The organism is Colwellia demingiae, from assembly GCF_007954275.1.
Taxonomy (GTDB): Bacteria; Pseudomonadota; Gammaproteobacteria; order Enterobacterales; family Alteromonadaceae; genus Colwellia; species Colwellia demingiae.
Genome location: NZ_VOLT01000001.1, coordinates 321,281 through 342,605, shown reverse-complemented (window position 1 = coordinate 342,605; position 21,325 = coordinate 321,281). Strand labels below are relative to the sequence as shown.

Here is a 21,325-nt window from a genome sequence, read left to right as displayed (position 1 = left end):
TCCTATTTCATATGTGCAAGAGCTCTAGCAATTTAAATTCTACGCTACTCTTACAGAATTTCTAACTGTAAACTAATTTACCAGTATCACACAAAAGGTTTCAAGAATATGCTCAATCTATTAAAAGGGAAACTTGATAGTGGGACTCGTGAATTTTTTAGGCACGGAAAAAACTATTTAACAGCTAGTGTGTTTATTAGAGGTTTATCAGTTATAAGTATACCTGTAATGACTCGATTGTTAACACCAAGTGAATTTGGCTTAATAGCTGTTTTTCTGTCAATAGTCACTACACTTTCTATTATATATGGCTTAGGTACTCAAACAACAGTAGGCAGATATTTCTTTGAAACTAACGATGACTTCGGCGACTTTTTAGGAAGTAACTTTCTCTATTTATGGGGAGTAGGCTTTATTTTGTCGCTAACCACTTATGCGTATAAAATTGAAATTTCAGAATTATTAGACTTACCTTTACCTATGCTTGTTTTTGCAATTGTTATAGCTTTTACTAGTGCAACATATGCAACAGTGGAGGCCTACTTACAAGTAACTAAACAAAGCTTTTTATTTACTCGGATATCAATGTTTAGAGGAATATTTAGTTTAGTAATCACAATAACCATAACTTATTATCTTAATGAGCATAGGTATCTCGGTACTGTTTATTCTATGTTATTATTTTCTTGTATATTTTTTTTTTATAGTCTTTATTTAGTTAGGAATATTGTGGGGTTTGATTTTTCATGGAATCATATAAAGTATTCTTTTTTATTAGGTGGACCAATAATTCTCCATCTTTTATCATCGCATATTATTAATACTTTTGACCAACTCATGATTAATAAAATGGTTGGTGCGAAGGAAACAGGTTTTTATTCGTTTGCTTACAAAGTTGGTATGATTTTTCAGATGATTGTCATAAGTTTAACCCAGTCGTGGAACCCTATTTTTTTTGAAAGTTTGAAACATAAAAATTATGATAATATAGACGTTATCTCTATAAGGTTTTCTTTTATCATTTCTGCTCTGGCATTAATTATAGTGATGTTTACTCCTCAAATCTCTCAGATACTTGCACCTGAAGCTTATAGCGAAGCTATTAGTATAATCCCTGTAATCATTATTGGCTTTATGTTTCAGTTTTTATATGTGTTATATATCGGTTATGCTTTTTATGCTAAAAAAACTGCCACAATAGCCCTTATTACTTTGTTATGTGGTGTATTTAATATTCTTATGAATTATATTTTTATCCCCATTTATGGTTATACTATAGCGTCGTGGACGACATTGGCTACTTTCTTATTATTTTTTATTGCCCATTATATAAATGTACGACTATTTATAAAGCCTGAGAGGGTGATGGCGTTTAAAGGAGTTGTGTTGCCGGTCTTAATTTCAATGCTACTCATATTAGCGTATTCAGTAGTTTAGACTTTTAACTTAAATTTAGTTATAAGTGTTATTAAAGTGCAATTATAAAATAGTATTGGTGTATTAATGAAAAACAGTGAAATCTTAGATAGATTTTTTAAATTAGAAAAAAAATATAATTTATTTGAATCCAATACAAATGGGGGTATTAAGTGGTGGGATATTGTAAGGTATGATGTTTATATTCAAATCCTATACTTAACGGTACGTAAACCCGCCCCTAAATTAACAAGGATAAAAAATAACCGTTTTAATGTTTTTACTTTGTTATACCAAGATATTAAATACCTTTTGAAAATGAGAAATAGAAGGGTGCGTAACTTTTTTTACACGTATCCTAGAGGCGTGGATGAAAATGGATTTTCTGTTGACCTTATATCACAAGATTGTCTCTCTATAATAAAGTCACAATCATTTGTTGTTGATGGATTGCAGACAGGTTCTACAAAGGAATGTTCATACAATAATACAGCTTTATTGATATTTAAGAAGTTGTTTAAGTTGACGGCAAAAAAAAATATTTTAAACGCAGATATAAATTTAATTTTAAAGAATGAATTTAAAATTGATTTTGATTTTGATAAGAAAATTAATGAGCTACTAGGTAACTATAATGCAGATCGACTGTATTATAATAAATTGTTACACTTTTATAAGCCGGAAATTGTTTTTTTCTTAGCTACTGGGGGCGAAAAGGGATTAATAGCTTCAGCAAAGCATTTAGATATTAAAACTGCTGAACTGCAACATGGGCAAACAAATAGATACCACATGTATTACTCATATCCAGAGGGCGTTGTGTATAACAAAAATTTAACTATACCTGATACATTTCTGTCATTTTCAGAACATTGGCATACGATAAACTATCCAGTAAAAAATAAAATATCAATCGGAAATAGTTTATTTAAAAATATGAACATGAATGATACACCTAGAAGTGGTCAAAGCTTACTAGTAATAAGTAACGGAACTTTTGCCCCCGATCTGATCCCTTTAATTAAATCATTAGCTACTAAACTTCCAGATATTCCAGTGGTATTTAAACTTCATCCTCAGCAAAAGGGACATGAAAGAGAAGAAGCAAAGCAAGTTTTCTTAGGATTACCTAACGTCGAAATAATTTGCACCGAAAAAACAACCCCAGAACTGTTGAATGAGGCGTCTGCCGTGATTGCTATTCAGTCAACAGTCGTTTATGAAGCATTGCAATTAGGAGTTAAAGTATTTTTGTACGCTAAACAAGACTTTGAAAGTCATGATGATATATTTATAAATCCTAATGTATATGTGATTGATGAAGCTAAAGATATTGTTGATAATGTTACTCGACCCTTTGTAAAAACAGATCAAGGTGTATTTTTTAAAGGGTTTAATAAACAAAAGTTTATTGATTTTTTAAATGACTCCCATTCCAGTAGTAATTAACCGACATGGATAAGATAAATAGAATGAAAAATTTTTTAAAAAAGAGTAAAGTTTTAAGAAAAATATACAATAATTTCAACTTTGCTTATAAAAAAAGATACTCCTCTTATGTTATAGATAAAAGTAACTACTTTGACCCATCAATTCATTATATTGGACTTAAGCATATTCAATTTGGTTACAATAATGTGGTCAGCGAAGGCACCTGGTTTAATGTTAATAAAAGAATTGATGCAGAAATCGGAATTGAAATGGGTCATAATTGTTATATAGGCAAACGTAATTTCTTTAGTTCTGGAAAAGAAATTATTATTGGTGATTTTTTTATGAGCGGGATTAATTGTAGTTTTTTAGGTAGTGATCATAAGTTTGAAGATCCTCTGGTACCTTATATGTTTACTGGAACGACTGACTGTAATGCTATTATTATTGGTGATAATGTATGGCTGGGTGCTAATGTGACGATCATTGGTGATGTTACTATAGGTCATGGGAGCATTATTGGAGCGAACAGCCTAGTTACCCGTACCATTCCGCCATTCTCTCTCGTCGTAGGGTCTCCGGCCCGAGTGATAAAACGCTTCGATTTCTCAAATAACATTTGGACAACCGACTTTTCTGAATTAAGAGATTTTATTTCAGAAAGTGAATACAAAGAACAACTTGCTCAATTTAAAGAGCGTGAAATATCACCTTTCCCATCAGGGAAAAGTTTTGGAGATTTGTTTTCGTGAAGAAAAAAGTATTAGTGACAGGGGCTAAAGGCTTCATTGGTTCAAACGTTGTTAAGTTTTTTAAAACGTTAGGATATGAAACTTTTGGCATTGGTCATGGGCAGTTAAGTGAACAAGAGTGCAAGGTGATTGACCTTGATTACTGGTTTCAAGACGATGTATCAATTGAAGCATTACGAAATATCAATGAAAAATTTGACGTTATTGTACATTGTGCAGGTAGTGGCTCAGTTGGTTTTTCTGTTAATCATCCATACCAAGATTTTAAAAAAACCGTGGATGGTACTTTGGAACTACTCGAGTATATTCGCCTATTTAATAAAAACACGTACCTTATTTACCCATCGAGTCCTTCGGTACAAGGTCAAACACAAAGTACAAAAATAAGTGAAACTGATGTAGGCATACCAATATCGCCTTATGGTTATCATAAAAAAATTGCTGAAGAATTATGTGATAGTTATTCAAAACAGTTTGGTATAAGTGTTGCTATTATTAGATTATTTTCTATATATGGTATTGGATTACAAAAACAATTACTTTGGGATGCATGTAGCAAAGTTTACAGTGACAAAAAAGGGATCGTTGACTTTTTTGGTACAGGTGAAGAAAGTAGGGATTTTGTACATATTTCAGATGTATTAAAACTTATTGAATGTATTTTAAAAGGTAAAAAAGAACATGTTGTTGTTAATTGTGGTACCGGTTACGGTGTCACTATTCACGATGTTGTGCATATGGTTAACTCAGCAATGGATAAAAATCCAAGTGTTATCTTTAATAACAAAGTAGATTTAGGTAACCCTAAACATTATTGTGCTGATATTTCCACATCGCAATCACTTGGTTGGATGCCTTGTGTCAGTTTTCAAGAAGGTCTGACAGAGTATGTGGATTGGTTTATGGAGCAAAAAAATGACTAGAATTGGATTTTTGATTGATTACCCTCATTATATTGGAGGCATGAATTATATTTATAATCTTATTTATGCTGCAAAAATGGCCGATGAAAAAAATGAGTTCGAGTTTATTCTATTTGTTCCTGAAAATGTCGAAGATACTGTTTTAGACAGATATAAGGTATTTTCTAAGGTTATTCGTACCCGGTTATGTGAAAGAAACAGTGTTGAGTGGCTTACTTACAAAGTTTCATTCAAGATATTTGGTAGCACATCACGTATGGAAAAATTCCTACATGAGCACGAAATTGATGTGTTATCACACTCGAATTTTTATTCCAGTAATTTAAGCGTAAAAACAATTGAGTGGCTTCCTGATTTTCAATTTACCAGGTTGCCGCATATGTTCACATTATTCGAGCGATATCGTCGGGGGAGATTATACAAAGGCATAATAAATTATGCCGATAGAGTTGTTGTTAGTAGTCACGATGGTGCTAAGGATTACCTTGAATTCACTGATGGAAAACCTTCCAAGAAGTTAAAAGTATTACAGTTTGTTACTCAACCTAGCTCTGACATTTTAGATTTAGAATATAGTCCAAAATTGATGACCAAATACGATATTGAAGATGAGTTTTTTTACCTGCCTAATCAATTATGGAAACATAAAAATCATTTAGTAGTTATTAGGGCATTAAGAATATTGAAAGGACGTGAAATTAAAGTTCAGGTGATTTGTTCTGGATCATTAGATGACTTTAGAGATCCTAATTTTAAATCAACTATTTTTGATAAAATAGCTGAATACGAACTCAGTGATAATATTAAATTCTTAGGTTTAATACCCTATAGCGATGTACAGTATTTAATGAGATATTGCTTGGCAATATTAAACCCATCTTTATTTGAAGGATGGAGTTCAACTGTAGAAGAAGCTAAGAGTATTGGTAAGGGGATGATTATATCTGACTTAGGTGTACACTTTGAACAAGCCCCCATGGATTCACTATTTTTTTCTCGTGAAGATCCTGTAGAATTAGCTGATTTAATTGAGAGTATTATAAAAAGTAAAAAACCAGGTCCAAACCATAAACTTGAGAGCGAAGCTAAAACGTTACTAACTGAAAGAACAAAGCAGTTTGGTGTGAATTACCTAGATTTGATCAAAGATGTTGTCAAATAAATCTTTATGTAAAAAGCATGCGGTTATTTTTTTTACTTTGATAATAATACTCGCATTTGGAAGGGGAGCAGTTCAACAATATGGGGTTTTGATTTCTTCCTATATATTAGTTTTAACTTTCTTTATTTTCAACAAGTCTTTTCCAAAAATAAAACGAGTATATTTTAGTTATTGGGATTTTTTTCCTGCTATATTTCTACTTGTTTGGTTATATGGTGTATTACTCGGATTAGCATTGGGTAATAAGTTGAGTTACATCGTAGCAAATTTTGCCGGTATGGTAGGTTATTTTTTCTACTACTTGTTGTTGATTTCCAAAATAAGAAAAGAGTCGTTGTATGTAATCGTTATTTATATCTCCATATTTATACTATTCCAAAATATAATATTATCCATTTTATTGTATGTATTTAATGTGTTTATATACTATGGAGAAAATTTATTAATAGCTGTTTTTTTTGGTTACTTTAAAGGTGGCTCAAGTACCGGTCAAATTAGAATGCTTGCAGCAAGCCAAATGATGGTTTTTCCATTATTTGTTTTGGCATTAAGTTATAGCTTAATACCAAGTTTGAAATATGCTGAAAAATTAAAATTATTAAAAAGTCATCATTTACTATTTGTTTTTCTGGCTACTTATGTTGTTATTTTTCTTCCAGCTTCAAAAGGATATGTTTTAGCAGGGATGATTTTATTACTATATATCTTTATATTTAGCAGTGCAAGCTCTGGTAAAGTTAACGTTAAGAAAACAATAATACTATTTACTTTACTCACTCTAGTTTTAGTCATTTTATTATCGACAGGTTATATAAATATAATTAGCTCAATGTTTGCTAAAGATGACGAATCGAATATTGCACGGTATGCTCAGTTGTATTCTCTGTTAGAAGATATAGATGTATGGGGAAAAGGGCTTGGTGCTACGGTTAAAAATGCTAGTAGAAACCCTGAAAAGCCGTACGGTTTTGAATTAACATACATTAATATGATTCATAAATTTGGCGTAATGTCTTTGTTGTTATTTTTTTCTTATGCTTATACGATGATAAAAATATTTAAGGAATATAAGGCAAACGTGATTGAAAAAAAGTATATATTAACAAGTCTCGGGTTAATGTGTTTTATATTCCCATCAATAGGTAATCCTTTTTTATTCAGTGTTCAATGTGTTTTGATGCATGTTATCTCATTGTATTTTTTGAGGAGAGATAATAAATTTAGTAGGAAAAATTATTATGAAAAGTAAATCTGTCAGTGTTTGTATTGCAACTTACAATGGTATTGATTATTTAAATGAACAGTTAGAGTCTATTCTTTATCAATTATCGGCGCACGATGAAGTTATTATTTCTGATGATGGTTCTGACGATGGGACAATAGAGTTGATTAATTCTTTTCAGGCTAACGATCAACGTATTAAGTTTTTTCAAGGGCCTAAAGAAGGTCTAATTAAAAATTTTGAAAATGCGATTAATCATTCTATAGGAGATTTCGTTTTTTTATCCGACCAAGATGATATTTGGATTGATGGTAAGGTAACAACAATGAAGTCTGCTCTATTAAAAAATCACCTGGTTGTAAGTGATTGCCTTGTTATTGGTAAAGATGAGTTAGTTATTTATGATTCATTTTTCGCCAATAATGGTTCTAAAAAGGGGGTTGTCAAAAACTTAATAAAAAACTCCTATTTAGGTTGTTGCATGGCTTTTCGTCGTGAAATTTTAGAGTTGGCGTTACCTTTTCCAAATACAATTCCAATGCACGATTGGTGGTTAGGCCTAGTAGCCGAGTCATTTTATAATACGTCATTCATCAATACTAAACTGCTCAAGTACAGGAGGCACGGAAATAACGCTTCACCTACAGGAGAGAAATCAACCACTACGTTTGGCACTAAATTTATTTATAGGCTTAATCTTATTAAGCCTATATTGCGTCTTTCTTTTATTAAATGGAAAGGATGAGTTTTATGAAAAAATGCATAAGTATCACAGGACAAGATGGCTCTATCTTAGCTGGGTTAAAAGTGAATAATCACAAGTTTCAACTTCTATTTTCCTTAAAAATTCTATCAGGTCTAGTTTTGTGATCTAGAACGGTTCATAATCTTACTCTTGGACTAGATTTTCTTTAAAAGTCTTAACTAATATGCACTTATTTAATCATATTAAATAAGTGCATATATTCACCTTCAATAAAATTTTAGGTATTCATTTTGATGGGTACTATTTCTCGGAGTAATCATGATTTTAATCACCGGCGGGGCCGGATTTATTGGCAGTGCAGTTGTGCGTCATGTTATAGAAAATACAGATGATTCAGTTGTCAATCTAGATAAGCTTACTTATGCTGGTAATGTCGAATCTATTGCATCTGTCTCAAATAATGAGCGATACCATTTTGTACAGGGTGATATCTGTGATGCTCAAAAAATGGCTGAGGTTTTTAAAAAATACCAGCCTGAAGTTGTGATGCATTTAGCTGCAGAGTCACATGTTGACCGTTCTATTGATGGTCCAGCTGATTTTATGCAAACTAATATAATTGGTACATTTACTTTATTAGAAGCCACTCGTAACTATTGGTCTACTTTACCTCAAGGTAAAAAGGAGGCTTTTCGTTTTCATCATATTAGTACAGATGAGGTTTACGGTGATTTGGATGGTACTGATGACTTGTTTACAGAGGAAACATCTTATGATCCTAGTTCACCGTACTCTGCTTCTAAAGCATCAAGTGATCACCTTGTCAGGGCGTGGAACCGAACATATGGCTTACCTGTTATTGTAACTAATTGTTCAAATAACTATGGACCTTACCATTTTCCAGAAAAACTTATTCCACATGTTATTTTAAATGCTTTAGATGCAAAACCATTACCAATATATGGAGATGGTAGTCAGGTTAGAGACTGGTTATATGTTGAAGACCATGCTCGCGCACTTTATAAGGTTGTAACAGAAGGTATTGTTGGGGAAACATATAACATTGGCGGTCACAACGAGAAACAGAATATTGAAGTGGTTGAAACACTATGCGCCATTCTTGATGAATTAAAACCTATTTCAGATAACTCTGCTTTTAGCCAATCTTCTCTGGTTAATTACAATGAGCTAATAACGTTTGTTAATGACCGTCCTGGTCATGATATTCGTTATGCCATTGATGCCTCGAAAATTGACAAAGAGCTCGGTTGGTTACCAGAAGAAAGTTTTGAAACAGGTATTCGTAAAACAGTTGAGTGGTATTTAAATAACGAAAACTGGTGGAAGCGTGTATTAAGCGGTGACTATCAACTTGAACGTATTGGAGATAAATAAACATGGCTAACTATAAAGGTATTATTTTAGCAGGGGGGTCGGGTAGTCGTTTACATCCTATAACGTTAGGTACTTCAAAGCAGTTATTGCCTATTTACGATAAACCGATGATTTTTTACCCGCTCTCAGTTTTGATGCTAGCAGGAATTAAAGATATCTTAATCATCTCTACACCCGAAGATTTACCCAATTTTGAGCGCATGCTTGGAAATGGTCATCAGTTTGGTATTGATATTAGTTATAAAGAACAACCAAGTCCAGATGGATTAGCACAGGCTTTTATACTTGGTGAAGAGTTCATTGGTGATGATAATGTCGCATTAGTCTTAGGAGATAATATTTTCTATGGGCAACACTTTTCAGACAAGTTACTTGCTGCTGCGAAAGTGGAAACAGGTGCTTCTGTGTTTGGATATCATGTAACTGATCCTGAGCGATTTGGTGTTGTTGAATTTGATAAAAGTGGTAAAGCATTAAGTATTGAAGAAAAGCCAGAACAACCAAAATCAAACTATGCAGTGACAGGTTTATATTTTTACGATAATGACGTTGTTGATATTGCAAAATCAATTATACCGTCACACCGTGGTGAGTTAGAGATCACTGATGTTAATATTGCCTATTTAGAACGTGGTGATTTAAATGTAGAAATGTTAGGCAGAGGTTTTGCTTGGCTTGATACCGGTACGCACGACTCTCTATTGGAGGCCAGTCAATTTGTGCAAACTGTTGAGCATAGGCAAGGTTTTAAAGTGGCATGTTTAGAAGAGATCGCTTACATACAAGGCTGGTTAAATAAAGATGAATTGCTTGTGCAAGCTGAAAAACTAAAAAAAACCGGTTACGGGCAGTATTTATTTAACATTGCTAACGGAATGATTTAATGAAATTCATCGATACTGAGATAGAAGATGTAAAAATTGTTGAGGTGAATGTATTTGGTGACGAACGTGGTTTTTTTATGGAAACTTTTCGTGCTGATGAATTTATGGAAAAAACAGGTGCTAAGCCATTTGTGCAAGACAACCATAGTAAATCTACTAAAGGTATTTTACGTGGTTTGCATTATCAACAAACACAAACGCAAGGTAAATTAGTACGAGTTACTTCTGGTGCTGTTTATGATGTTGCGGTAGATATGAGACAATCATCTCCTACTTTTGGCAAGGCTGTAGGTGTCATACTTTCAGCTGAAAATAAACGACAATTATGGGTGCCAGAAGGCTTTGCTCATGGTTTCTATGTGATGACCGATTCTGCTGAGTTTGTTTATAAATGTACTGATTATTATCATCCTGCGTCAGAGGCTTCGGTACGATGGAATGATATCGAACTTGCTATTGAATGGCCCTTAGTTGAAGGTGAACCTCCACAATTATCTGATAAAGATGCCACTGGTTTCTCTTTTCAAGATGCCCCTAAATTTGATTAATAAGCAGAAGTAATATGAAAGTAGTTATAACAGGGAAAGGAGGGCAGCTAGCTTCAGAATTAGAACTGTTGGTACCTCAGGGTTATCATATAATTAGTGTTAATAGTAGTGAGTTAGATATAACTAATGAATCATTAGTCTCGGAATTTATTACTAGTAATAAACCTGACTTAGTTATTAATGCAGCTGCTTATACCGCAGTAGATGAGGCTGAAAAAAATGTAGACGCAGCGTATGCGGTAAATGAACTTGGAATAAAGTATTTGGCCAATGCTTGTAAAAGTATTAATGCTCGTATTTTGCATGTGTCTACAGATTTCGTTTTTGATGGTTCAAGTACTTCTCCTTATGAGTCGTATTCAACTCCAAACCCTATTAATGTGTATGGCGCTTCAAAATTGTCTGGAGAAGTCGCTCTTCAACAAATATTACCTGAAGCCAGCGTTATTGTACGTACTGCCTGGGTTTATTCTGTAAATGGGAATAATTTTGTGAGGAGTATGTTGCGTTTAATGCAAGAAAAACCAAAGCTAAGCATTATTTATGATCAAGTAGGTACGCCTACATGGGCCAAAGGTTTAGCCCAATGGTTGTGGATTATTGCAGATAAACCTGAAGTGAAAGGTATCTATAATTGGACTGATGGCGGTATTGCATCTTGGTATGATTTTGCCATTGCTATTCAAGAGCTAGGGATTGAAAAAGGTTTATTGAAAGAAGCTATTCCTATTTACCCAATTCCTACATCGGAATACCCGACTCCAGCTAGACGACCTGCTTATTCAGTGATTAACAAAGCCAGTGCAGAAGAAGTTTCTGACTTAAGGACAACGCATTGGCGTAAGCAGTTATCTAGTATGATGGATAACTTAGTCTAGATGTATATGAACATAATTTGATAGTGATTAAAAAATGAAAGTTTCAATAATAACAGTTTGTTATAATTCAGAAAAAACAATTAGAGACACGTTGGAGTCCATTAAGTCACAAACGTATACTAATATCGAACATATTGTAATTGATGGTTTATCTAAAGATAGGACGAATAACATAGTCTGTGAATATAGTGATACTGTAAGTATCCATATAAGTGCAAAAGATAATGGCCTCTATGATGCAATGAACAAAGGTCTGTCTTTAGCGACAGGAGATATTGTTGGAATTTTAAATTCAGATGATGTGTTAGCAGACAAATCTGTAATAGAACAAATTGTTGCCGGCTTTGACGGAGATAATGTAGATGCTGTTTACTCTGACCTTATTTATGTATCTGAACATGATTTAAATAAACCAACACGATTATATAGCTCTAAAATTTTTAGTAAAAGAATGATTAAATTTGGACTAATGTTACCGCATCCTACATTTTATGTTCGTAAAAGTTGTTATGACATATTTGGAGGGTATAAAACGAATTATCGAGTCGCTGCCGATTTCGAACTGTTAACAAGGTTTATTAGTAAAGGAGTTAAATCAATTAGATTACCTATAATCTCTGTAAAAATGCGAGAGGGAGGGATAAGCTCTAGTGGATTGTTGTGGCGGATACATCAAAATTTTGAGATTGTTAGGGCTTGTAAAGAAAATGGTATTTATTCAAATATATTATTTGTTATGCTAAAGCTTCCCTATAAGTTATTAACTCTTTCTACACGTTGGTTTGTTAAGGCTCCATCATGAAGGTATTAGTCACTGGCTCAAGTGGTTTTATTGGAAGTATTCTCACTCAACAACTCGAACATAAGCACTCGGTTATAAGGCACGGAAAACAAGATATTACTGAGTCTGTTAGTAATTCATTTAGCGTTAATATCAACAGTAATAGTAATTGGGGGCAGTGTTTACAAGATGTAAACGCAATAGTCCATCTTGCTGCTGTAGCTCACAATAAATCAAATGATCCAGACTATATTAATGAAGTCAATGTTAAAGGGACCATTAATCTTGCTCAACAGGCAGTTAACGCGGGTGTGAAGCGCTTTGTTTTTATTAGTTCAATCGGTGTATTAGGTAACGGTACTACTAATGCTCGACCATATGATGAACATTCTAATGTATCGCCACACTCGGAATATGCCCAGTCGAAGCTTGATGCTGAAAGAGCACTGTTGAAAATAGCAGCAGAAACAGATCTTGAAGTTATTATTATTCGTCCTGTCTTAGTTTATGGAAAAGGCGCCCCTGGAAATTTCGATAAACTTGTTAATTTAGTAAGTAAAGTCCCTATGTTGCCTTTTGCTTTATGTGATAATAAGCGTAATTTTATTTCAGTAGATAATCTAGCTGATTTTATATCTGTCTGTATCGAACATCCAAATGCTACAAATGAAATTTTTTGCATTTCAGATGGTGGTGATATATCTATAAAAGAATTTACCAATGAAATTGCTAAAGGTTTAAATACTCCTTTATTACAATTTCCTGTACCAAATTTCATATTTAACCTGATAGGAAAAATTACTGGTAGGCAGGCTCAAATGGATCAATTAATTGGTGATTTACAAGTTAATCCAAATAAAGCTAAAGTTTTACTTGATTGGACACCTCCTTTTACTATGGCTGACACGCTTAGTCGTTTAACTAGATAGAATTAAATATTTATGAATCTCATTCTTATTCGTACACTTGATTTTTTAATGGCTTTTTTTGGCCTAATAATCACCTTTCCAATTTTACTAATGGTTACTATTATCGGCTATTTTGATACTGGTCTGCCAATATTTATTCAGCAACGTGTAGGTAAAAATAAAAATCCATTTAACCTTATTAAATTTCGAACAATGTCGGTTGATACAAAATCAGTTGCTAGTCATCTTGCAAGTACAGCCTCTATAACTAAATTAGGTGGTTTTTTACGTAAAACAAAAATTGATGAATTACCACAGTTAATCAATGTATTAAAAGGGGAAATGAGTTTTGTCGGCCCTCGCCCAAATTTATTTAATCAAGAAGAGTTGATTACAGAGCGTGATAGTCGTGGTATTTATAATGTATTACCGGGTATAACAGGCCTTGCTCAAGTAAATACTATAGATATGTCTACTCCTAAATTACTGGCTGAAACTGATCAAAAAATGATTGAAACACTTACTCTTAAAAGTTATTTCAAATATATTATTCAAACTGCCACAGGAAGTGGGTCTGGTGACCGCATAAGTTAAACTTGATTAATTCCAATTAAAATAACCTTTAAAATGTCATAAATAGATATGCTTGTGTATAATGCCTGATACTTATATCTAATAATTAAAAAAATGATTAGATATCTCATCGGAAAGTAAGCAATATATTTATATGAATTTTTTATTTCAAGCATCCAGACCTGTGAAGCGTGCTATTTCTCTTTTCTCCGATCTTATGTTCGTTAGTATTGCTTTTTGGGCTGCAATGCTTGTTCGTTTAGATACAATAGCTATTTTGTTTCATTCCCCTTCATGGATACTTCTTGCTTTTCTGCTGCCTGTTGCCTTAATTGCTAATGTTAAACTTGGGCTATACAGGGCTGTTCTACGATATATAAATGGTAAAGCCGCTGTCAGTATTGCTTTGTCAGTATGCTTTACTACAGTGGCTTTAGTTTTTTTATCTTTCTTTTTAAATATTGATTTACCTCGTACTGTCCCTGTAATATTTTCGGCTTTTTTATTGGTTTTAGTCGGAGGTAGCCGTTTTTTGATGCGAACATTAATAGCATCCTCACCAGTAAAAAATAAGCATAAAGAAAAAGTTATCATCTATGGTGCAGGCTCTGCGGGGAGACAACTTGCACAATCTTTGTTACATGGAGATGAATACTACCCAGTTGCGTTTATTGATGATGACGTTAGAATTCATAAACGAATTATCCAAGGGATTACTGTTTATAGCCGTAATGATCTTTCTCGTTTGATTGAAAACTCCTCTGTTTCGCGTCTTTTACTTGCAATGCCAAGAGAGAATAAAAAGCGAATTGCTCGAGTGTTAAGTAAAATTGAAGCACTGCCTGTTGAAATCCTTTCTATACCGGGCTCTGCTGACTTAGTTAGTGGTAAGGCTAAAATTGATGAACTACGTGAAGTTTCTATTGAGGACTTACTTGGACGTGACCCAGTTAAACCTGATCAGTCTCTATTAAAAGCTAATATCTGCGAAAAAGTCGTTATGGTTACAGGAGCTGGTGGATCTATTGGTTCAGAACTTTGCCGTCAAATATTAAAACAAAAACCAATAAAATTGATCTTATTTGAACTATCAGAATTTGCTTTATACCAAATTAATGGAGAACTGCAAAAGCAAGCTGATGAATTAGGTTATGACTGTCAGGTTGTACCTTTACTTGGTTCAGTGCAGAGAAAAAATAGAATGATGACTGTTATGCGTACTTTTAATGTGCAAACTGTTTATCACGCCGCAGCTTATAAACATGTCCCAGTCGTTGAACACAATGTGGTTGAAGGGGTGCGTAATAATGTTTTCGGGACTCTTTATGCGGCTGAAGCTGCTATGGAGGCCAACGTTGAAACATTTGTGCTTATATCAACGGATAAGGCTGTACGCCCAACCAATGTCATGGGTACAACTAAACGAATGGCGGAGTTAATTTTACAAGCGTTAGCTCGGAAAGAATCTAATACACGTTATTGTATGGTGCGTTTTGGTAATGTTTTAGGCTCGTCAGGCTCTGTTGTACCTTTATTCAGAGATCAAATAAAATGTGGTGGACCTATTACCGTAACTCATCCTGATATTATTCGTTATTTTATGACAATACCGGAAGCTGCTCAGTTAGTTATTCAGGCAGGAGCTATGGGAACTGGTGGTGATGTATTTGTGTTAGATATGGGTGATCCTGTTAAGATTTCTGATCTTGCAGTTAAGATGATACATCTAAGCGGAATGAATGTTAAGGATAAGCATAACCCTGATGGTGATATAGAAATTGAGTACACGGGTCTGAGGCCAGGTGAAAAGTTGTTTGAAGAATTATTGATAGGAGATGATGTAACTCAAACTGATCATCGACGGATTATGTCAGCGCACGAGACTATGTTGACATGGGAAGCTCTAGAAAAATTACTTATTCGACTTGATGATGCCTGCCACAATTTTTCACACGAAACAATTCGCAGGTTACTGTTAGAAGCTCCTACCGGCTTTGTTCCCAAAGATGGTATTTGTGACCTAGTTTGGCAAGCAAAAGCAAAAGCATAATATTAATAATTTTAGGTTGAATATGTTTAATAACAAAATAACGAAAGCTGTAATCCCCGTCGCAGGCTTGGGCACTCGCATGCTACCAGCAACTAAAGCAATCCCAAAAGAGATGCTTCCTATTGTTGATAAACCGATGATTCAATACATCGTTAATGAATGTGTTGCGGCAGGTATTAAAGAAATTGTTTTAGTTACTCACTCATCAAAAAATGCTATTGAAAACCATTTTGATAAATCTTTTGAATTAGAAACTACCTTGGAGAATCGTGTAAAGCGTCAGTTACTTGATGAAATTCAAGCGATTTGCCCTAAAGATGTAACTATATTGCATGTACGTCAAGGAGAAGCTAAGGGCTTGGGACATGCTGTGCTAAAAGCACGCCCAATAATTGGTAATGAACCTTTTGTTGTTGTCCTTCCTGATGTTATTTTAGATGATTCTACCGCTGATTTAAAAACTGAAAATCTAGCTGCAATGTTAACTCGTTATCAGGAAGTAGGTGGTTATAGCCAGATAATGGTTGAACCTGTACCTATGGATAAAGTGAGTAGTTATGGTGTGGTGGATTGTGCTGGATATGATTTAGCCCCTGGTGCGTCTAAAGCGATGACTGCTATTGTAGAAAAACCTCCGGTTGATGAAGCTCCTTCAAATTTAGCGGTTGTTGGTCGTTATGTTTTGTCTGAAAAAATTTGGGATTTATTGAAGTTAACACCACCGGGTGCTGGTGATGAAATTCAGTTAACAGATGCTATTGCTATGCTTATGGAAAAAGAAACGGTAGAAGCGTTCCATATGACAGGTAAATCACATGATTGTGGTTCTAAGCTAGGTTATATGAAGGCGAATGTTGAGTATGGTTTACGTCATCCTGAATTAGCTGATGAATTTAAAGCATATTTACAAGAAATAGTGAAAGGTTAAACAGAAGTGTTAAAGAGTTTGCTTTTTAGTAATCTTGACTCGTAAGAAAGTGCTCAGTGATAGTGACACATCACCACAGAGGACACAGAAAATTCGGGAATGACGTTACTAAAGGAAACTGGAGCTTCGTAAACAGGGAATGTAAACACACTATGTAAGAAGATAAAAAATCGCTTCATGAACAGATTCTTCACTACAGAAATTAACAATATTCCCTCTAAATAACTAAATTGATTGACTGACACCTTTTATTAGCTGAATAAAACAAGCTGAAGTAAATACGGTGAGGGTCCCTTTTATTAAAATGATAACAGAGCATCCTCTAGTTCCTCAGATCTAGATTGCGCAATAAAATTAGTAATTTATGAATATTCAGAAGTTAACCTCATTAGCCCATAGCGCTAAAATGCGTTCAATTGTTTCATTGTTTGATCAAAAAGAACGAGTTGATGATTTTTCTATATCTACACCTCATTTACACCTCGACTATTCAAAGCAAAATATTACCGATGTTGAACTTGAACAGCTGATAGAAATAGCTCAAGGGGTAAGTTTATCAGAAGAGATAACAAAACAATTTAGTGGAGTGAAGATAAATAATACTGAAGAACGGTCAGTCTTACATACAGTATTAAGAGCACCTCAGGTAGTTAAACAACAGATACTTGGTGAAACACTTGCTAATGAGGTCGAAGCAGCTGAACAACAAATGGCTAATGTAGTTAATAATGTACAAAACGGTATTCTAACTGGTCATACTGGTAAGCGCTTTACCGATGTTTTAGCCATTGGTATTGGCGGCTCATATTACGGTGTGAAAGTAAGCTTATCAGCTTTAGAACATTACCGTGACTTGCGTCTAGCTGTTCATTTTATTGCTAATGTTGATGGTGGGGCACTTGAAGAAAAGCTTAAGAAACTAAACTCAGAAACAACACTCGTTGTCGTGATTTCGAAAACCTTTACCACACAAGAAACCATGCTTAATGCAAAAGCCGTGAAGCAGTGGATGTTATCTTGTGCGTCTGTAGAAGAGCCAAAGCTCAATAATGTAGCTGCGATTATTGAAAAACATTGGTTTGCAGTGAGTAGTAATATTGAAGCAGCAAAAGAATTTGGAATTAATGTAAAGCATATTTTGCCGATGTGGGATTGGGTCGGAGGACGCTTTTCACTTTGGTCAACAGTAGGCCTGCCTCTTGCTCTTGCTATAGGTAATGATAATTTTAACAAGTTAAAACAAGGTGCATATGAGATGGATATGCACTTTAAATCGACTGATTTTAAACACAATATGCCGGTTATTATGGCATTGCTTGGTATTTGGAATCGAAATGCACTTGAGTACCCGACTTTAGCCATTTTACCTTATGCTCATTCGTTAAGAGCTTTACCTGGCTATTTACAACAAACCGACATGGAAAGTAATGGTAAGTCTGTATCAAAATCAGGAGATAAACTGTCTTGGTTAACCGCTCCTGTTGTATTTGGTCAAGAGGGCACTAACGGGCAGCATGCTTTCATGCAGTTAATGCATCAAAGTGATGACATCATTCCAACAGACTTTATTGTTGCCTTAAAAGGTCGAAGCCAATATACCGAAAATCATAAAGTGCTTGTAGCCAATTGTTTTGCGCAAAGTGAAGCATTAATGCAGGGAAAAACATTACAACAAGTAAAAATCGAGCTAGAGATGAGTGATTTATCTGCCGATGAAATATCACTGATTGCTCCTCATAAAACCATGAAAGGTAATACTCCAAGTAATACGCTAGTTATGGACTCATTAACTCCTGAGACCATCGGATCTTTGTTAGCGCTATATGAACATAAAATATTTGTTCAAGGAGTTTTATGGCAAGTCAATTCCTTTGACCAATGGGGCGTTGAATTAGGGAAGCAGTTGGGAGCCAGAATCTTATCTGCAATAGATGGTGCTGAAGATGATTTACTCTCTGCTTCTAGTCAGAGTCTAATTGCCAGATTTAGAGACCGCTCAAAGGTTACTCCTTCGGTGTAATACAAACAAGGTGGTAATCTTCGGGGAAAATATCAAGGATTACCGATCAGATACTTCGGGAATGATTGATTACTTTTTGGAATGACGACGGCGTTGAAACTACGGCTGAAATGCCTTTATCTTCGTTATATCCTGCTTGATCACAAACTCATTAAAACATTCGGCTAATTTATCTGTTTCCTTTAATACTTTTAACCAATATTTAATCCTTGTTGGTGCATCAAGCTTGGTAAAGTCTGTTCTATCGGGGATTTTCCCATAAGGCAGTGATTGTATAAATTTCTCTGAGGGCGCTAATAAAACCGTGTCGTCATAACTACTGGCTAATACTTTTCTGCTTGAGTTTTTATCAAACCATCCTGCTTTCGGCTCGGAGCTAAAGTGTGGATAAAGGGTGAGTTCGTGCTTTATTGCAATAGTACTATTTTCTAGAGTGTATTCACTGGTGCTTTGTTTATCAGATCTGTTGTTGCCTAATGAAAAATCAAAATGATAATCAATTATACCGCCATCTCGGTAGGTACCACTTTTTGCACCCTCAATATCCTTGATACCTGACATCACCATAGGAATTGAACCTGAAGCGAGTAAGGCACTTTTTATATTATTAGGGGTTAGAGGTTCGTAAAAATTGCTGAAATTGTAGGGGTCGTTTATGACCAAATTACTGTTTGGGTGTTGAAAAATATAGCGTTGATATTGCTTGCCGAGTAGCCTTCTATCTATTTTATTTAACAACATACTATTAATTAAGCCAGCGCCTTGCATAATCTTATTATCAAAAGAGGTTAAGCCATTACATTTAGCGACTAGAAAATGTGCCTTGAAGATATTATTGTTAATGATCTCTCGAGCGCCATTTTCAGCAAATAGCTGGTCAACAATAAAAACAGCTTGGTTGGATATCTCTTGTGGACTCGGTTTTCTTGAGTAAACTGTATTTGCATAGGTATAAGCTAAGCGTTCAATAGCTTGTACTGGATCATTTTGTGATAATGCTGCTGCGCGAAAGGCACCAGCACTTGAACCGATTAAATTTAGTTCTGTACTTCTATTTTTGAAAAAATTCCCAAAGAGGTATTTATCCAAACCAAATAAGATGAACCATTTTGGCCCACCGCTCGCGCCAAGAAAGTTAGTAAATAGCTCTTGTTTAAAACCTTGTTCTTGAATTGTCTTTAAGGCATTTTTTCCAGCGTATATCTCTAGCATTACTGCATTAATCTCATGTGTTTATATTATTAGTAAGTCTTACTTAATTTAATTGGTAATCTGACGCGCCATGGGCATTAAACAGTGATTGATAAAGTCTTGTGGCGTAATCATCTGTCATACCAGCAATATAATCGGCTATTATTCGTTGAGAGTTTGTTTTGTTATCTATTGCTTGTTGCCAGCGTTTAGCGCTATTACTGGGTAGTAAACGGTTAGGATCGGATGATAATGCTTCAAAAAGCTCCATCACTATTTGTTGACCTCTATATTCCAAACGCTGAAGGCTGGTCAATTTAATGACATAAAAGTAAACGAAATCTTTAAATATTTTTAGTGCTTCTGCTGTAGATGCAGATAAGGTTGCATTATAACGGAGCAGTGGCTCTTCAAAATCTATATCATCTTGCTCATTTAAATCAGTTAATTTAATCGCAGTAATTAAGTAGTTAACTAAGCCGCCAATAGCGTCTTTTTGCAAATGATGGTGATCACTAAATAGTTTGTTTGTTAAGGTCATACTGTATTCTTGCAACCAAGCATCGTCTATTTGTTGTAACTTCTTTATTACTTCTCGGTCAAAATCATCACGGTTAACCACTTTCGTTACTATGGCATCTTCGAGGTCATGAATGCCATAGGCAATATCATCAGCTAGCTCCATGATAGAGCAGTCGAGTGATTTGAAACGGGTTTTATGGTGTGTGTTTTTGTCTTGCAATCGTAAGTTTTGGCTGCCTATATTTTGATAATTCATACTCTGAAACAAGGTACGGTCACTTTTCGATAATGGTTCAAGTACCCAGTCAATAATATCTTGATCGTCTCTATATAAGCCTTTGGCTGGATGCCACTCGTCGGCTTTAAGTTGTCGAAAGTTACCGACACTGGCTGGTTTTGACTCTTTGCTAAGCGTTTCTATTAATTGTGGGTACTTCATTAAGCCAAGTAATGTCCTTCTGGTTAAATTCATACCAAAGTGTTCACTAAATGTTTCTAAGCGCGCCACAATGCGCAATGTTTGGCCGTTTCCCTCAAAGCCACCATGATCTCGCATCATATAGTTAAGTGCTATTTCACCACCATGGCCGAAAGGCGGATGACCGATATCGTGGGCTAAGCAAATGGTTTCTATTAAGCTATCGCTAGTAGGAAAAAGAGCGTCACATAAGTCGGGGAATTTGTAGCGTAGTTGTGCGGTAATACCTGAACCAATTTGTGCTGCTTCTAATGAATGCGTTAAGCGAGTACGGTAAAAGTCACTTTGTCCGCTACCCATCACTTGGGTTTTAGATTGCAAACGACGAAAAGAAGCAGAATGCATAATTCTAGCTCGATCTCGCTGGAAAGGGTCACGGTGATCTTGTTGCCGTTTAGTCACCTTTTTAAGTCGTCTTACTAACCAAACATCACTCATAGCCTTCCTTATTTTAATTTAACTGCTTGGGCTTACCTTCGCTTTAGTACTACTGCTAGTTTTTGTACTAGCACTAGTTTTATAAGTTACACCAATTAGTTAGCCATTGGTAGTTAGGT

General features: G+C 34.7%; 19 protein-coding genes. 17 read left to right on the top strand and 2 right to left on the bottom strand.

Translation table 11 applies throughout. The annotated features are described in order from the left end of the window. The first annotated feature begins 108 nt into the window (after nucleotides 1-108). From ESZ36_RS01470 to pgi, 17 genes are all read left to right on the top strand, one after another. Nucleotides 109-1,437: a lipopolysaccharide biosynthesis protein gene (locus tag ESZ36_RS01470; RefSeq protein WP_146782532.1), complete on the top strand. Its 1,329-nt coding sequence runs from the start codon at nucleotides 109-111 to the stop codon at nucleotides 1,435-1,437. 66 nt (nucleotides 1,438-1,503) lie between these two features. Next, on the top strand, nucleotides 1,504-2,865 hold the full coding sequence (locus ESZ36_RS01465; RefSeq protein WP_146782528.1) for a hypothetical protein: 1,362 nt from the start codon (nucleotides 1,504-1,506) through the stop codon (nucleotides 2,863-2,865). 23 nt (nucleotides 2,866-2,888) lie between these two features. After that, the gene (locus ESZ36_RS01460; RefSeq protein WP_211357747.1) at nucleotides 2,889-3,599 is read left to right on the top strand and encodes an acyltransferase; all 711 of its coding nucleotides are present in this window, start codon (nucleotides 2,889-2,891) and stop codon (nucleotides 3,597-3,599) included. After that, entirely contained in the window at nucleotides 3,596-4,522 is a 927-nt protein-coding gene (locus ESZ36_RS01455) for an NAD-dependent epimerase/dehydratase family protein (protein WP_146782523.1), read from the top strand. The genes ESZ36_RS01460 and ESZ36_RS01455 overlap by 4 nt, the downstream gene beginning before the upstream one ends. After that, nucleotides 4,515-5,684, top strand: a complete 1,170-nt coding sequence (locus ESZ36_RS01450; RefSeq protein WP_170235753.1) for a glycosyltransferase — start codon at nucleotides 4,515-4,517, stop codon at nucleotides 5,682-5,684. The genes ESZ36_RS01455 and ESZ36_RS01450 overlap by 8 nt, the downstream gene beginning before the upstream one ends. After that, complete coding sequence (locus tag ESZ36_RS01445; protein WP_146782518.1) at nucleotides 5,671-6,933, top strand: hypothetical protein; 1,263 nt, start codon at nucleotides 5,671-5,673, stop codon at nucleotides 6,931-6,933. Before ESZ36_RS01450 ends, ESZ36_RS01445 begins: the two co-directional genes overlap by 14 nt. After that, nucleotides 6,923-7,651 (top strand): glycosyltransferase family 2 protein, encoded by a 729-nt coding sequence (locus tag ESZ36_RS01440; protein WP_146782515.1) that lies wholly within the window; start codon nucleotides 6,923-6,925, stop codon nucleotides 7,649-7,651. The genes ESZ36_RS01445 and ESZ36_RS01440 overlap by 11 nt, the downstream gene beginning before the upstream one ends. A 276-nt stretch (nucleotides 7,652-7,927) precedes the next feature. After that, nucleotides 7,928-9,007: a dTDP-glucose 4,6-dehydratase gene (gene rfbB / locus ESZ36_RS01435; RefSeq protein ID WP_211357752.1), complete on the top strand. Its 1,080-nt coding sequence runs from the start codon at nucleotides 7,928-7,930 to the stop codon at nucleotides 9,005-9,007. A 2-nt stretch (nucleotides 9,008-9,009) separates the two neighbouring features. Beyond that, the gene (gene rfbA, locus ESZ36_RS01430; protein WP_146782509.1) at nucleotides 9,010-9,891 is read left to right on the top strand and encodes a glucose-1-phosphate thymidylyltransferase RfbA; all 882 of its coding nucleotides are present in this window, start codon (nucleotides 9,010-9,012) and stop codon (nucleotides 9,889-9,891) included. Next, the gene (gene rfbC, locus ESZ36_RS01425) at nucleotides 9,891-10,439 is read left to right on the top strand and encodes a dTDP-4-dehydrorhamnose 3,5-epimerase (RefSeq protein ID WP_146782507.1); all 549 of its coding nucleotides are present in this window, start codon (nucleotides 9,891-9,893) and stop codon (nucleotides 10,437-10,439) included. The genes rfbA and rfbC overlap by 1 nt, the downstream gene beginning before the upstream one ends. Before the next feature lie 14 nt (nucleotides 10,440-10,453). After that, a complete protein-coding gene (rfbD, locus tag ESZ36_RS01420; protein ID WP_146782504.1) occupies nucleotides 10,454-11,317 on the top strand; it encodes a dTDP-4-dehydrorhamnose reductase in 864 nt (287 codons plus the stop codon). A gap of 34 nt (nucleotides 11,318-11,351) precedes the next feature. Beyond that, nucleotides 11,352-12,119, top strand: coding sequence for a glycosyltransferase family 2 protein (locus ESZ36_RS01415; protein ID WP_146782501.1), 768 nt, complete (start codon nucleotides 11,352-11,354; stop codon nucleotides 12,117-12,119). Beyond that, complete coding sequence (locus tag ESZ36_RS01410) at nucleotides 12,116-13,027, top strand: NAD-dependent epimerase/dehydratase family protein (protein WP_146782498.1); 912 nt, start codon at nucleotides 12,116-12,118, stop codon at nucleotides 13,025-13,027. Before ESZ36_RS01415 ends, ESZ36_RS01410 begins: the two co-directional genes overlap by 4 nt. 12 nt (nucleotides 13,028-13,039) lie before the next feature. Further along, on the top strand, nucleotides 13,040-13,600 hold the full coding sequence (locus tag ESZ36_RS01405; protein ID WP_170235752.1) for a sugar transferase: 561 nt from the start codon (nucleotides 13,040-13,042) through the stop codon (nucleotides 13,598-13,600). 133 nt (nucleotides 13,601-13,733) lie between these two features. Beyond that, a complete protein-coding gene (locus tag ESZ36_RS01400) occupies nucleotides 13,734-15,629 on the top strand; it encodes a nucleoside-diphosphate sugar epimerase/dehydratase (RefSeq protein WP_146782495.1) in 1,896 nt (631 codons plus the stop codon). Between the two features lie 22 nt (nucleotides 15,630-15,651). Next, nucleotides 15,652-16,557 carry a UTP--glucose-1-phosphate uridylyltransferase GalU gene (gene galU, locus ESZ36_RS01395; RefSeq protein WP_211357746.1) on the top strand — a complete coding sequence of 302 codons (906 nt, stop codon included), beginning with the start codon at nucleotides 15,652-15,654 and terminating at the stop codon, nucleotides 16,555-16,557. 364 nt (nucleotides 16,558-16,921) lie between these two features. Further along, a complete protein-coding gene (gene pgi / locus ESZ36_RS01390; protein WP_146782490.1) occupies nucleotides 16,922-18,577 on the top strand; it encodes a glucose-6-phosphate isomerase in 1,656 nt (551 codons plus the stop codon). 99 nt (nucleotides 18,578-18,676) lie between these two features. Here pgi and ESZ36_RS01385 read toward each other — a convergent pair whose 3' ends face one another. After that, nucleotides 18,677-19,789 (bottom strand): patatin-like phospholipase family protein, encoded by a 1,113-nt coding sequence (locus ESZ36_RS01385; RefSeq protein ID WP_146782487.1) that lies wholly within the window; start codon nucleotides 19,787-19,789, stop codon nucleotides 18,677-18,679. Between the two features lie 43 nt (nucleotides 19,790-19,832). Beyond that, nucleotides 19,833-21,206 carry an anti-phage deoxyguanosine triphosphatase gene (locus ESZ36_RS01380; RefSeq protein ID WP_146782484.1) on the bottom strand — a complete coding sequence of 458 codons (1,374 nt, stop codon included), beginning with the start codon at nucleotides 21,204-21,206 and terminating at the stop codon, nucleotides 19,833-19,835. Nucleotides 21,207-21,325 lie beyond the last annotated feature (119 nt).

What these genes read in the sequence shown, in the direction of transcription:
- ESZ36_RS01400 (WP_146782495.1), top strand. Translation starts at nt 13,734, where the DNA reads ATGAATTTTTTATTTCAAGCATCCAGACCTGTGAAGCGTGCTATTTCT.
- galU (WP_211357746.1), top strand. Translation starts at nt 15,652, where the DNA reads ATGTTTAATAACAAAATAACGAAAGCTGTAATCCCCGTCGCAGGCTTG.
- ESZ36_RS01470 (WP_146782532.1), top strand. Translation starts at nt 109, where the DNA reads ATGCTCAATCTATTAAAAGGGAAACTTGATAGTGGGACTCGTGAATTT.
- ESZ36_RS01385 (WP_146782487.1), bottom strand. Translation starts at nt 19,789, where the DNA reads ATGCTAGAGATATACGCTGGAAAAAATGCCTTAAAGACAATTCAAGAA.
- ESZ36_RS01460 (WP_211357747.1), top strand. Translation starts at nt 2,889, where the DNA reads ATGAAAAATTTTTTAAAAAAGAGTAAAGTTTTAAGAAAAATATACAAT.
- rfbD (WP_146782504.1), top strand. Translation starts at nt 10,454, where the DNA reads ATGAAAGTAGTTATAACAGGGAAAGGAGGGCAGCTAGCTTCAGAATTA.
- ESZ36_RS01415 (WP_146782501.1), top strand. Translation starts at nt 11,352, where the DNA reads ATGAAAGTTTCAATAATAACAGTTTGTTATAATTCAGAAAAAACAATT.
- ESZ36_RS01440 (WP_146782515.1), top strand. Translation starts at nt 6,923, where the DNA reads ATGAAAAGTAAATCTGTCAGTGTTTGTATTGCAACTTACAATGGTATT.
- ESZ36_RS01405 (WP_170235752.1), top strand. Translation starts at nt 13,040, where the DNA reads ATGAATCTCATTCTTATTCGTACACTTGATTTTTTAATGGCTTTTTTT.
- ESZ36_RS01380 (WP_146782484.1), bottom strand. Translation starts at nt 21,206, where the DNA reads ATGAGTGATGTTTGGTTAGTAAGACGACTTAAAAAGGTGACTAAACGG.
- pgi (WP_146782490.1), top strand. Translation starts at nt 16,922, where the DNA reads ATGAATATTCAGAAGTTAACCTCATTAGCCCATAGCGCTAAAATGCGT.
- ESZ36_RS01465 (WP_146782528.1), top strand. Translation starts at nt 1,504, where the DNA reads ATGAAAAACAGTGAAATCTTAGATAGATTTTTTAAATTAGAAAAAAAA.
- ESZ36_RS01445 (WP_146782518.1), top strand. Translation starts at nt 5,671, where the DNA reads ATGTTGTCAAATAAATCTTTATGTAAAAAGCATGCGGTTATTTTTTTT.
- rfbC (WP_146782507.1), top strand. Translation starts at nt 9,891, where the DNA reads ATGAAATTCATCGATACTGAGATAGAAGATGTAAAAATTGTTGAGGTG.
- rfbA (WP_146782509.1), top strand. Translation starts at nt 9,010, where the DNA reads ATGGCTAACTATAAAGGTATTATTTTAGCAGGGGGGTCGGGTAGTCGT.
- ESZ36_RS01410 (WP_146782498.1), top strand. Translation starts at nt 12,116, where the DNA reads ATGAAGGTATTAGTCACTGGCTCAAGTGGTTTTATTGGAAGTATTCTC.
- ESZ36_RS01450 (WP_170235753.1), top strand. Translation starts at nt 4,515, where the DNA reads ATGACTAGAATTGGATTTTTGATTGATTACCCTCATTATATTGGAGGC.